The sequence below is a fragment of the Pseudomonas sp. UYIF39 genome (assembly GCF_029963765.1).
Lineage (GTDB): Bacteria > Pseudomonadota > Gammaproteobacteria > Pseudomonadales > Pseudomonadaceae > Aquipseudomonas.
This window is the reverse complement of sequence record NZ_JALBYU010000009.1, coordinates 199222-211774: the sequence shown is the minus strand read 5'-3', so window position 1 is coordinate 211774 and position 12553 is coordinate 199222. Positions and strand designations below refer to the sequence as shown.

The window sequence follows — 12553 nt, the reverse complement described above, 5'->3', positions numbered from 1 at the left end:
TGAGTCCTATCCTTGCACGCATCATTGTGCCCAGAGATATAGATAGTTATTGCCTCGAGTGCGCTGTGGTGGTGCGCGATCAGGACAATGCGAAGAAACTGGTCAACGGTCAGATCGACCTTTGGGCGAAGGGTGATCCTGCCGGCCGTTGCCTCGCTCGGCAGGATGGTGTGACGGGTCTCAAGACTGTACTGAGATAGTCGCCAAGTTTCAGACTGCGCGGTCAGCTGCGCCAGGAAGGCATGGTGGACGACTTCATGGCGCGGTATCTGTGACCGTTGTGGGGGCTTGCACCAGGACTGTGTGTACCTCGGAAGTATTAAAATTCCTGTCCTCGAAGTAACTGCAAAGCGTCACTGGAAGAGATTCCAGTGGAATAGCAAGTCCAGAAGTTGTTTTTGCATACTCCCTGCGATCTATATCAGAGCAATTACGTTCGCCAAGGTCGTTATCGTAGTATCGAGTCCAAATGGAACGGGAATACTTTTCGAGCCAGCGGACAGAAACATATTTCTCTGAGAATCTAAATGTGACAGTCGGTTCAGGTAGTGTCGCGAAGGTTGGTTCGACTAGCCGGGCAGTCAGTATTTGGGTGTTTCTGCGTAATCCGACGCTAGGTCGTTGCTCGGCTGACTCGACACCCACCAGGCAAAGATAATACAAACCTTCCTCTCGACCGATCTCTGCATCAACTTTCGCATTGGTTGTGCTGATCGGGTGGCTATAGTGATCCGCCAAATAACAAGCGTGTGCGTCGCGTACTGTTTTAAAGCGATAGAAAACTGTACTCATCGAAAAGTCGACATCCCAGACAGGTGCTTGATCATTGTGGTCGACGGGTTTTCTATAAAGTGTGATGTCGGCGTTTCTTTCGGATTCGAAATTGAAAGCGGGCTTTATTGTGCAGGATTGGGCGTCTGCATTAAAACGTCCATTGGTGAAGCAGTAAGAAAGGTAGTCAACAGGAAAACTGTGGCTTGCCTGATCAGGCAAGATGGATTTTTTTTGATTATTTCCACACAGTGCATGCCAGAAACATAAATCATCCGTTGAGATACCATAAGTCGTTCCGGACAATACACCGATAACTTCTCCTGTCGCCGCATCAAGAACGGGAGACCCTGAAGAGCCTCGTGCAATACCCTTGCAGTCGTGCTTCTGGTAATCGGTGTGGACGGTGAAGAACTTGATCAACGCGGTGTTCGTTGGCTCTAGGGTACAGGTTGACAGCCTGAGGCCGGGGGCGATTCCAGGCGCGCCAAAGACTTGAATCGGGCGGGGTTCTGCAGGCGCTTTAGACGCTAGCTTGAGGGGCGTCATTCCGTCCTTCAGCAGTGTATCCAGCGAGTCGGTCAGTTCCAGGATAGCGACATCGGAACTGGCGAGGCTGGTCCAGTTTACCTTGTGGATGTCGTAACGCTTGGCGCCTTCCATCGTATCGTGGAAAAAGTTGAACTGTACCTGGCCGTCGTATGGAATATCGGCTGCTGTGCCGGAGGTGATTGAAGTACAGTGCCCATTAGTCAATAGGTAAGCAGGACCTGTAGAAGTACCCGTTGCGTCGCGAGTATCAAGCAAACTTGCCGTGCAATAGCGGTTGCCATCCTTGAATGTTTCTCCGATGCCGTTCCAGTGGGCGTATTGTCCGTCAGCATTACTGAGCAGGACGGGCTCCGGTGGCTCGGGAACAGTGTAAGCGCAAGAGGCCAGGGAGAATGTGAGTGCTATGAGTGGGATAGTCGTACGTACAATAGATTTGTAATTCATAACCGATCCTTGGTTGTGAATGTGGATGTTAATAAAGTTGAATGTTGCTGTGGTGCGAAAGAAGTGTAATTGAAGTGGGGAGGTGTTATCTGTTGATGTGTGTCCGATTGTGAAGAGGTGGCGAGTGGAGGGTAAGTGGGGGTGGTCATTTATCGGTGCTGATAAAGTTTGAAATTAACTAACTAATTGCAGTGAGATTACCGGGTTTGCGGCAGTCGGTAATTACCGTCCTTCCCATGCGCGGCCGTTGCGCGATTGCCGCGCAGTCCGATCATCGACTTTATATCGATCCACTCAATGCCCTGAGCCTTGAGCTTGGGCAGCTCGCGCTCCAGCACCGCCAGGGTTTGCGGATAAGGATGCCCGATCATCACCGCAGAACCCTGTTTGCGCGCCAGGCTGATAGCCGTCTGTAGCTGAGTAAAGATCGCGGCTTCAGTGGGCTCGTCATCCAGGAATACATCCCGCGAAACGCTCGCTAGACCAATCTTCTGTGCCTCGGCGGCCGCCACGGTTTGCGCGCTGGTACGGCTGTCGACGAAGAATTTGTGCCGGCGTTGCAAGTCGGCCATCAACCAGGTCATGGCGGCTGTCTGAGAGGTCATGCGACTGCCCATGTGATTGTTGATGCCAGCGGTATAGGGCACGACCTTGAGCGCAGCGTTCAGGCGTTTCTCGAGTTCGTCGATGGGCAAGTCGGGGTGCCAGGCGAACGGGCCGGTGGCCGGGTCCATGGGCATGTGCAGGATGACGATCTTGCCGGCGCGGTGAGCTTCGCGGGCGAATTCGGTGGCGTGGGGTGTGTCAGGCATGATCGCCGTGGTCACCGGGCCGGGCAGGGCGAGCACGCGACGATCCCGGGGCAGGTTCTGCCCCAGGTCATCGATGATCAGAGTGATGTAGGCCTTTTGAGGGGCGGGCGCTGCGTGAGCAACACCCGCCAGACAACACAACAGACCGAGGAGTAACCGCAGGCGCATCTCAGCGGCCGGAGGTGATGCTCAACCCTTTGAGCAGGCTCAGGGCCTGGGCCAACTGGTAGTCGTCATCCTGCGGCATCGCCTTGGCTTTGCCACTGGAGCTGGTCGGTTTGTCGGCGCCGCCGTTGCCATTGCCCAGGTGACCTTGCAGATCGGCTTCCTTGAAGTACTCGCCGTCCTGCTCGTTGGTGATCTTGGCCTTGCGCACTTCGATGTCCGGGACGATGCCCTGAGCCTGGATCGAGCGGCCGTTCGGCGTGTAATACAGTGCCGTGGTGATCTTCAGTGCGCGGTCGTTGTTCAGCGGCAGCACGGTTTGTACCGAGCCTTTGCCGAAACTGGTGGTGCCCATGACCACCGCGCGTTTCTGGTCCTGCAAGGCACCGGCGACAATTTCCGAGGCCGAGGCGCTGCCGCCGTTGATCAGCGCGACCATTGGCACGGCTTCGCTTTCGTCCTTGCCGGTGGCGGAGAAGCGCAATTCAGAGTTGGCAATACGGCCCTTGGTGTAAACGATCAGGCCCTTGGTAATGAAGTGGTCGACCACTTCCACCGCCGCTTGCAGCACGCCGCCCGGGTTGTTACGCAGGTCGAGGATGATGCCTTTGAGCTTCTTGCCGTTGTCCTTGCGCAGCTTGGCCAGGGCCTTGGAGACTTCGTCGCCGGTCTTGACCTGGAACTGGGTGATGCGGATGTAGCCGTAGCCGGACTCCAGCAGCTGGCTCTTCACGCTCTTCACTTGAATGATGGCGCGGGCCAGGGTCACGTCAAACGGTGTACCGCCGTCGCGCACCAGGGTCAGGGTGATTTTCTGGCCGATCTTGCCGCGCATCTTGTCCACGGCTTCGGTCATGCTCTGGCCGCGGGTCGGCTGGCCGTTGATCTTGACGATGAAGTCGCCGGCCTGAATGCCAGCCTTGGAGGCCGGGGTGTCATCGATCGGTGAAACGACCTTGATGAAACCGTCTTCGGCGCCAACTTCGATGCCCAGGCCGCCGAATTCGCCGCTGGTGCTTTCCTGCAACTCAGCGAAGTCTTCCGGGCCCAGGTAGGCGGAGTGCGGGTCGAGGTTGCTGAGCATGCCTTTGATGGCGTTTTCCAGCAGGGTCTTGTCGTCCACCGGTTCGACATAGGCGGCCTTGATCCGATCCATGACCTCGGCAAAGGTGCGCAACTCTTCCAGCGGCAACGGCGCCTTGGTGGTCGCAGCCGTGCCCGCAGGCGCGACCGCCGGGGCCGGTTGAGCGGCGAACGCCAGAGGCGCGCCGATCACCAGGGCGATCGTCAGGGCCAGCGAGGTAAGGCGGGACAAATGCAGCATGTCGAACGAACTCCTAATGTAGGTGACTCAACGCCTATCCTTGCGCGCGGCACCATTGCGCCGGATCACTCGGGTGACCCTGCTGACGAATAGCGAAATACAGCGCTGGTGTGTCCTGCCCGCCACTGTTACCCACAGTGGAGATGGACTCACCGGCTTTTACCACGTCACCCGCAGACTTGAGCAGCGTCTGGTTGTGACCATAAAGACTCAAAAAACCGTTGCCGTGGTCGAGAATCACCAGCAGCCCGGCGCCTCGCAACCAGTCGGCGAACACCACGCGACCGCCATGCACGGCGTGCACCTGGCTGCCGGCGGAGGCGCTGATCATCACGCCGTCCCACTTGGTGCGGGCGTCGTCGCCACGGGATTCACCAAAGCGTGCCAGCAGTCGACCATCAACGGGCCACGGAAGTTTGCCGCGAGTTGAAGCAAAAGCGCCGCCGAAGGTTTCGCCTGAACTTGAAACCAGTGCGCCAGGTGTTGATTTAACCGGTTTACGTGGGGCGTCAGTGGCATCCGCCTGTTCCTGAGCCTCACGTAAACGCTTTTTTTCGGCTTCCTGCTGGGCGATCAGCGCTTTTTGCCGCGCTTCTTCTGCCTCACGGGCCTGACGGGCCAAGGTTTCTTCAATGGTTTTAAGGACTTTAGACAGGTCTGCCTGATCCTGCTCGCGGGCTGCCAGCTTCTGATCGCGGACCTTCACGTCGTCGCTGAGCTTGGCCAAGACTTGCTGACGCTCCTTGCGGACTTTGTCGAGTTCGTCGCGCTGGCTGTCGAGGCTGCTTTTCTGCACCAGCAATTGCGCCTGCTGCATGGCGATGTCTTTTTCGACATTGGCCAGTTGGCGCAGGGTTTCGTTGAAATTCTTCAGCTGCTCCAGGCGGGCCTGGCTCAGGTAGTCGTAATAGGTAAGGGTGCGGGCGAATTTTTCCGGGTTCTGCTGGTTGAGCAACAGCTTCAAGTATTCCTGACGGCCGTTCTGATAGGCCGCGCGGGCCTGAATGGCGATCAGTCGCTGCTGTTCAATGCGCGCGCTCTGGAGTTTTTTTTTCTCGGCATCGAGTCGCTGCAGCTCGGCTTCGCTTTTCTTCAGCTCTTTTTGCAGGGCCTCGACCTGCTTCTCGAGCTTGCCCATCTCGGTCTCGGTGCCTTTGAGGTCTTTCTGCACACCGGATTTTTCTTCCTGGAGTTTGCCCAGCAGTTTTTTCAGCTCGGCAATGTCCTGACGCGTGGCGTCCAACTGTTGTTGGGTTTGCGCGCGCTCGTCAGCAAAGGCCGGTTGGAGCAGGCATGTCAGAGCAAGGGCTATCAGGACGCGAAGCATAGAGGCGGGCGACACCAGGGAAAGGGACGGCCTAGTATGCCCGCCAAGCGTGGCAAAAAAAATGCCCAATTGGGGTTGTGTGATAACTGGAGTGGGATGCAGGGGTAATTAGTCTTCGAAAGCACAAAAAACCACTGTGGGAGCGGGCTCCCACAGGGTTTAGTGGCGTCTGAGGGGCGGGTTACACCAGAATCGATGTCCCGGTCATTTCCGCCGGTTTTTCCAGGCCCATCAACATCAGCATCGTCGGCGCCACATCCGCCAGCACGCCGCCATCACGCACCTTGAAGTCACGTTTGCCGACATAAATGAACGGCACCGGCTCGGTGGTGTGAGCGGTGTGCGCCTGCCCAGTGGATTCGTCGGCCATTTGCTCGACGTTGCCGTGGTCGGCAGTGATCAGCGCTTCGCCGCCGACTTTTTCCAGCGCATCGACGATGCGGCCGACGCACAGGTCGAGGCATTCAACGGCTTTTACGGCTGCGTCGAACACGCCGCTGTGGCCGACCATGTCGCCGTTGGCGTAGTTGACCACGATCACGTCGTAACGCTGGTTTTCGATGGCATCGACGATGCGGTCGGTGACTTCCGGCGCGCTCATCTCGGGCTGCAAGTCATAGGTGGCGACTTTTGGCGACGGGATCAGGATGCGTTCTTCGCCCGGGAACGGTTCTTCACGGCCGCCGGAGAAGAAGAAGGTTACGTGGGCATACTTCTCGGTTTCGGCGATGCGCAGCTGGGTCTTGCCGTTTTTCGCGAGGTAATCGCCCAGCACGTTGTCCAGGCTGCCCGCGGCGAAGGCCGATGGCGCGGGAATGCTGGCGGCGTACTGGGTCAGCATGACGAAGCCGGCCAGTTTTGGCTGGCGGGCACGTTCAAATTCCTTGAAATCGTCTTCGACGAACACGCGGGTCAGTTCGCGGGCGCGGTCAGCGCGGAAGTTCATGAACACCACGGCGTCGCCATCTTCGACTTTCACCGGTTCGCCGATGGAGGTGGCTTTGACGAATTCGTCGCTCTCGCCGCGATCGTACGCGGCTTGCAGGCCTTCCTGAGCGGTGGCGGCGTTGAATTCGCCGTTGCCATCGACAATCAGGTTGTAAGCCTGGGATACGCGGTCCCAACGGTTGTCGCGGTCCATGGCGAAGTAACGGCCGACAATGCTGGCGATCCGGCCTTTGCCGAGGGCCTGGAAGGCCGCATCCAGCAGTTCGATGGACGACTGAGCGCTTTTCGGCGGCGTGTCGCGTCCATCAAGGAAGGCGTGCAGATAGATTTTTTCGGCGCCGCGCTTGAAAGCCAGTTCGGCCATGGCAACCAGGTGATCCTGGTGGCTGTGAACGCCGCCATCGGACAGCAGGCCCATGAAGTGCACGGCTTTACCGGCAGCGACGGCTTTATCGACAGCGGCGCAGATAGTCGGGTTCTCGAAGAACTCGCCATCGCGGATCGATTTGGTCACGCGAGTGAAGTCCTGATACACCACACGACCGGCGCCGAGGTTCATGTGGCCGACTTCGGAGTTGCCCATCTGGCCATCCGGCAGGCCGACGTCCATGCCGCTGCCCGAGATCAGGCCGTTCGGCACGGTGGCCCACAGACGGTCCAGTACGGGCTTCTTCGCCGCAAACACGGCATTGGATTCAGGGCTCTCACTGTGACCGAAGCCGTCGAGAATAATCAGGACCAAAGGTTTAGGCGTGGTAGTCATGGATTCCACTCGTGGCTGAGTTAATAGAGGGCGATGGAAAAGGGAGTGGCAGTTTAAAGCGAAGTTCCGACGGCGTCACCGCCGGACGGGGTTTGGCCCACCATAGTGGCTGTGTATACTGGCCGACATTTTAACGCCCTGGAACCTCCTTCGATGGTTGATCATCTGATTCAATTCGCCACCAACCACTACATTCTCGTGGGTATCTTCGTTGTACTGGCGGCCTTGCTGTTGGCCTATCAGATGCAAGGCGGCGGCCGCAGCCTGAGCACCGGTGAACTGACCGGGCTGGTCAACAAGGACGCGGGCGTTGTGATCGACATTCGTTCGACCAAGGACTTCGCCGCCGGTCACATCGTTGGCGCGCTGAACATTCCTCACGACAAACTGACCGCTCGCGTCGGCGAACTGGAAAAGCACAAGGCCAAGACCATCATCCTGGTCGACGCCATGGGCCAGACTGCCGGCACGCATGCCCGCGAACTGATGAAGTCCGGCTTCATCGCCGCCAAGCTCTCCGGCGGTATTTCCAGCTGGAAAGGCGACAACCTGCCGCTGGTGAAGTGATATGAGCAACGTCGTCGTCTATTCCAGCGATTACTGCCCTTACTGTTCGCGAGCCAAGTACCTGCTCGAGAACAAAGGCGTGGCCTTCGAAGAGATCAAGGTCGATGGCAAGCCGCAGGTGCGTGCCGCCATGGCTCAGAAGGCCGGACGTACGTCCGTGCCGCAGATCTGGATCGGCAGCACCCACGTGGGTGGTTGTGATGATTTGTTTGCCCTTGAGCGCGCCGGCAAGCTCGACGCCATGCTCAAGGCCTGAATGCCTTCCCTCTAAGACCCCAAGATCAGAAAGGATCTGAGATGACTGACCAACAGAACACTGCAGCTAGCGAAGAAGAAACCGCACCGCAATTCTCCTTGCAGCGCATCTACGTACGTGACTTGTCCTTCGAAGCCCCGAAAAGCCCGGCAATCTTCCGCCAGCAGTGGGAACCGAGCGTCGGTCTGGATCTGAACACCCGTCAAAAGGCTCTGGAAGGCGACTTCCACGAAGTCGTGCTGACCTTGTCCGTGACCGTTAAGAACGGTGATAACGGAGAAGTGGCGTTCATCGCTGAAGTGCAACAGGCCGGGATCTTCCTGATCAAGAACCTCGACGACGCTTCGATGAGCCACACCCTCGGCGCGTTCTGCCCGAACATCCTGTTCCCGTACGCTCGCGAAACCCTGGACAGCCTGGTCACACGCGGTTCGTTCCCGGCGCTGATGCTGGCCCCGGTGAACTTCGACGCGCTGTACGCACAAGAACTGCAACGCATGCAGGCTGCGGGCGAGACTCCGACCGTTCAATAAGCGGTTCAGCAACACCCATGTGGGAGCGAGCCTGCTCGCGAAAGCGGTGTTTCAGTCGGTAGTGATGTCGACCGACACGCCCTCTTCGCGAGCAGGCTCGCTCCCACATTTGTTATGGGTATTACTTGAACCCGAGCTGGCGCCAACCTTCGTAGACGGCGACGGCCACGGTGTTCGACAGGTTCAGACTGCGGCAACCTTCACGCATCGGCAGGCGCAGGCGCTGCTCGCCGGGCAGGGCATCGAGTACTTCTGCCGGCAAGCCACGGCTTTCCGGGCCGAACAGGAACGCATCGCCCTCGGCGAAGCTGGCGTCGTGGAACGGCCGCGAGCCCTTGGTGGTGAAGGCGAACAACCGAGGATGACCGAGGCTTTCCAGGCAGCTGGCGAGGTCTGCGTGGCGCTGCAGGGTGGCATACTCGTGGTAATCGAGGCCGGCCCGGCGCAGGCGCTTGTCGTCCATCTCGAAGCCCAGCGGCTCGATCAAATGCAGGTGGCAGCCACTGTTGGCGCACAGCCTGATAACGTTGCCGGTATTCGGCGGAATTTCTGGTTGAAAAAGGATGACGTGAAACATGCACGGCTCCGAAGGTAAAGATGACCGGCATTCTACGCCTGAAGCTGACCCGCGTTCGAAGCTATTCCCGCGAGTGATGGCTTCGCTGGCGATTGTCGGGGTGATGGTGGGGCTGATGATCGGTCGCCTGACCACTCCCGATCCCAGCGAATTGCAGCAGGTCGAGGTCACGAACGATGGGCTGGTGGTGTGGTTCAACAACGAACCCAAGGCTCACGGCGAGTTCGTCGACGGTAGCCTCGCGCTGCTGTTCGAGGCTGAAGGCAAGGCGCAGAAAGGTCAGCTCAAAATCAACGACAAAAGCGTGAACTGGCGCGTGCGTTTGAGTGATGGGGGGTTGTTGCTGACGGTGGTGGCGGCCCGGCCACTGCAGGGCGAGTGGGCCGGTAGCGAGGTCGATGACCGCTGGCGGCTGGAGATCCATCTCCGAGAGCAATAAAAGAGGGAATCCCCGGCCTGCCTGTACCAAGGTCCCCAAAACGGCAGGGCTCGCGCATTGCGTCGTGAGCCCGGTGTAAAGAAGGAACCCCTGACCTGCCTGTATCAAGGGCCCCAAAACTGCTTGGGCTCGTCGCTGGTGCGGTGTGAGCCCGATGTAAAGAGGGGAATCCCCGGCCTGCCTGTACCAAGGTCCCCGAAACCGGGTAGTGAACTGAATCACTGAATGGACTATTGCAGGGGGCGTGCCAGGTTTTAACAAGTTGAAACAGAATGTCGCGCTGAAACGCCGAAAGCCCCGTATTCCGGGGCTTTCGTGTTTTTTAGATAGAGGTTTGATTGCGAACGCAGGCGGGATTTCGGATCTGTTGCCGTGCGCGATTGCGGTTCACGGTGCATTCAGTCGGTGCACGATGGCCCCAAAAGCATCGCGAGCAAGCTCGCTCCCACAGGGTTCAGGGGGTTCACTCAATCGTGAAAACACTGAAATCCACTGTGGGAGCGAGCTTGCTCGCGATTGGATGTAACTGTTAGCGAAGAGCTAAAGGCTGCTTAGCCTTCTTCCCCTTCATCATCATCCCCACCATCAACCTTCATCCCCAATTCCTTGATCTTGCGAGTCAGGGTATTACGCCCCCAGCCCAGCAAAACGGCGGCATCGCGGCGGCGGCCGGCGGTGTGTTTGAGGGCGGTTTCGATCATGATCCGCTCGAACGCCGGTACAGCGCTGTCGAGCAGGCTCGACTGGCCACGAGCCAACGCCTGATCCGCCCACTGGCGCAGCGCTTGCTCCCAGTTGGTCACCGGCGCCGAATCCTGCGGCAGGTTCAGCAGCTCCGGCGGCAGGTCGCTGATGTGCACTTCGCGACCCGAAGCCATCACCGTGATCCAGCGGCAGGTGTTCTCCAGCTGACGCACGTTGCCGCCCCACGGCAGGTTCTTCAGGTATTCCTCGGTTTCGCTTTTCAGCAGCTTCGGCTCCACCGCCAGTTCTTGCGCGGCGCGGCTGAGGAAGTGCTTGGCCAGGGTCGGGATGTCTTCGCGACGGTCCGACAACCGTGGAATGTGGATGCGGATCACGTTGAGGCGGTGGAACAAGTCTTCACGGAATTTCCCGGCGTGCACCAGGGTTTCCAGATTCTGGTGCGTCGCGGCGATGATTCGCACATCGACCTTCACCGGCACATGGCCGCCGACGCGGTAGAACTCGCCGTCCGCCAACACCCGCAGCAAGCGGGTCTGGGTGTCTGCCGGCATATCGCCGATTTCATCGAGGAACAGCGTGCCGCCGTCAGCCTGTTCAAAGCGCCCGCGACGCAAGTTGGCCGCGCCAGTGAACGCGCCCTTCTCATGGCCGAACAGCTCGGATTCCATCAGGTCTTTCGGGATCGCCGCCATGTTCAGCGCAATGAACGGCGAAGCCGCACGCGGACTGTGACGGTGCAGCGCGTGCGCCACCAGCTCTTTACCGGTACCGGATTCGCCGTTGATCAGCACAGTGATGTTGGAGTGGCTCAAGCGCCCGATGGCGCGAAACACTTCCTGCATCGCCGGTGCTTCGCCGATGATTTCCGGAGTCCGGGTCAAGGCGACCGGGACTTCCAGGCCTTGCTGTTCCTGGGCGTGCTGGTTCGCGCGTTTGACCAGCGACACCGCTTCGTCAACGTCGAACGGTTTTGGCAGGTATTCAAACGCGCCGCCCTGATAGGACGCGACAGCGCTGTCCAGATCGGAGTGAGCGGTCATGATGATGACCGGCAGCCGTGGGTGTTGTTCGCGAATCCGTGCCAGTAGGTCCAGACCGCTGGCACCCGGCATGCGGATGTCGGAGATGATCACGTCCGGCTGCTGGCGCGCCAGGCGGCTCATCACGCCATCGGCGCTGTCGAAGCTTTGCGTGGTCATGCCTTCTTGCTGCAAGGCTTTTTCCAGGACCCAACGGATAGAACGGTCGTCATCGACGATCCACACGGTTTCACTACGGCTCATGTCGATGTGGCTCCTTGTTCCAGTGGCAGAAAGATCGAGAAGGTGGTGTGGCCTGGATGGCTGTCACATTCGATCAGGCCCTGGTGCTGGCTGATGATGTTCTGGGTAATGGCCAGGCCCAACCCGGTACCGTCCGGGCGGCCGCTGACCATGGGAAAGAAGATGGTTTCCTGCAACTCCGCGGGAATGCCCGGGCCGTTGTCGATGATTTCGATCTTGGTCACCAGGCGATGGCGCACATGGCCGATGGTGAACTGGCGCATGGCGCGGGTACGCAGGCTGATGCGGCCCAGGCGCAGCTCGTTCTGGCTGCTGATGGCCTGCATCGCATTGCGCACGATGTTCAGCACGGCCTGAATCATCTGTTCGCGGTCGATCAACACGTCGGGAATGCTTGGGTCGTAGTCGCGCACCAAAGTGATGCAGCCCTGACTTTCGGCCTCCACCAGATGGCAGACACGCTCCAGCACTTCGTGGATGTTGCACATGGCCAGCGATGGCAACTTGTTGGAGCCGAGCATGCGATCCACGAGGTTTCGCAGACGGTCGGCTTCTTCAATGATGACGTTAGTGTAATCGCGCAGGCTTTCTTCCGGCAGTTCGCGGGCGAGCAACTGAGCCGCGCCGCGAATACCGCCCAGCGGATTCTTGATTTCGTGAGCGAGGCCGCGCACCAGCATCTTGCTGGTTTCCTGCTTCGACAGTTGCGCTTCTTCCTTGGTGATTCGCAGCAAGCGGTCGCGAGGGTGGACTTCCAGCAGCAGCATCGTGACGCCGTTGGCCAGGATCGGGGTTACCGCGTAGTCGACGGTCAGCGTCTGGCCGGTGAGGGCCGTGAGCATCGCTTCGCGCTTGGTGAACGGGTGTGCCTGCTCGACCGCCTGGCGCAGGGAGTTCAGCGCCTCGGGAGATTCGGTGAACAACTCGCTGATGAACTGCCCATGGCTACGCTGGCCGCTGATGGCCAGGAGCATCTCCGCCGCCGGGTTCATGTACTCAAGGCGCAGTTCGGCGTCGAGCAGAATGGTGGCGGTGGTCAGGTTGTCGAGTAGCAATCGATGCAGTGCGTCGCTAATGGTCATCAGGA

Annotated in this window: 12 protein-coding genes and 1 pseudogene; 5 read left to right on the top strand and 8 right to left on the bottom strand. The window is 59.0% G+C overall.

From position 1 onward, the window contains the following. Positions 1–53: 53 nt before the first annotated feature. A pseudogene (locus MO767_RS14955) lies at positions 54–275 on the top strand (amino acid ABC transporter substrate-binding protein); the annotation flags it as partial. Here the strand turns inward: MO767_RS14955 and MO767_RS14950 are convergent. The 5 genes from MO767_RS14950 to gpmI form a co-directional block, all read right to left on the bottom strand. Beyond that, positions 256–1767, bottom strand: coding sequence for a serine protease (locus MO767_RS14950; RefSeq protein WP_282481126.1), 1512 nt, complete (start codon positions 1765–1767; stop codon positions 256–258). The pseudogene MO767_RS14955 and the gene MO767_RS14950 overlap by 20 nt on opposite strands. Positions 1768–1964: 197 nt before the next feature. Beyond that, entirely contained in the window at positions 1965–2747 is a 783-nt protein-coding gene (locus MO767_RS14945) for a divergent polysaccharide deacetylase family protein (RefSeq protein WP_282481125.1), read from the bottom strand. Position 2748: 1 nt separating this feature from the next. Beyond that, the gene (locus MO767_RS14940) at positions 2749–4068 is read right to left on the bottom strand and encodes a S41 family peptidase (RefSeq protein WP_033058280.1); all 1320 of its coding nucleotides are present in this window, start codon (positions 4066–4068) and stop codon (positions 2749–2751) included. Between the two features lie 34 nt (positions 4069–4102). Continuing rightward, a complete protein-coding gene (locus MO767_RS14935; protein WP_282481124.1) occupies positions 4103–5395 on the bottom strand; it encodes a murein hydrolase activator EnvC in 1293 nt (430 codons plus the stop codon). A gap of 181 nt (positions 5396–5576) precedes the next feature. Beyond that, positions 5577–7106, bottom strand: a complete 1530-nt coding sequence (gene gpmI, locus MO767_RS14930) for a 2,3-bisphosphoglycerate-independent phosphoglycerate mutase (RefSeq protein WP_282481123.1) — start codon at positions 7104–7106, stop codon at positions 5577–5579. 153 nt (positions 7107–7259) lie between these two features. On the opposite strand from gpmI, the gene MO767_RS14925 reads away from it, so the two are divergent. Genes MO767_RS14925 through secB form a run of 3 tightly spaced genes read left to right on the top strand, consistent with a single transcriptional unit; the run spans position 7260 to position 8462 of the window. Beyond that, positions 7260–7673 (top strand): rhodanese-like domain-containing protein, encoded by a 414-nt coding sequence (locus tag MO767_RS14925; RefSeq protein ID WP_282481122.1) that lies wholly within the window; start codon positions 7260–7262, stop codon positions 7671–7673. 1 nt (position 7674) lies between these two features. Next, positions 7675–7929: a glutaredoxin 3 gene (gene grxC, locus MO767_RS14920; protein WP_008149430.1), complete on the top strand. Its 255-nt coding sequence runs from the start codon at positions 7675–7677 to the stop codon at positions 7927–7929. Positions 7930–7970: 41 nt separating this feature from the next. After that, positions 7971–8462: a protein-export chaperone SecB gene (gene secB / locus MO767_RS14915; protein WP_201115337.1), complete on the top strand. Its 492-nt coding sequence runs from the start codon at positions 7971–7973 to the stop codon at positions 8460–8462. Between the two features lie 121 nt (positions 8463–8583). Here the strand turns inward: secB and MO767_RS14910 are convergent, their stop codons facing one another. Next, complete coding sequence (locus MO767_RS14910; RefSeq protein WP_007949025.1) at positions 8584–9039, bottom strand: tRNA (cytidine(34)-2'-O)-methyltransferase; 456 nt, start codon at positions 9037–9039, stop codon at positions 8584–8586. Between MO767_RS14910 and MO767_RS14905 the strand changes: the two genes are divergently transcribed. After that, positions 9038–9478 (top strand): hypothetical protein, encoded by a 441-nt coding sequence (locus MO767_RS14905; protein ID WP_282481121.1) that lies wholly within the window; start codon positions 9038–9040, stop codon positions 9476–9478. The two genes, MO767_RS14910 and MO767_RS14905, sit on opposite strands and share 2 nt — an antisense overlap. A gap of 551 nt (positions 9479–10029) precedes the next feature. On the opposite strand, the gene ntrC is transcribed toward MO767_RS14905, so the two are convergent. Both ntrC and glnL read right to left on the bottom strand, forming a co-directional pair. After that, positions 10030–11466 (bottom strand): nitrogen regulation protein NR(I), encoded by a 1437-nt coding sequence (gene ntrC, locus MO767_RS14900; RefSeq protein WP_046052178.1) that lies wholly within the window; start codon positions 11464–11466, stop codon positions 10030–10032. Next, the gene (gene glnL / locus MO767_RS14895; protein WP_282481120.1) at positions 11463–12548 is read right to left on the bottom strand and encodes a nitrogen regulation protein NR(II); all 1086 of its coding nucleotides are present in this window, start codon (positions 12546–12548) and stop codon (positions 11463–11465) included. Before glnL ends, ntrC begins: the two co-directional genes overlap by 4 nt. Positions 12549–12553: the final 5 nt, after the last annotated feature.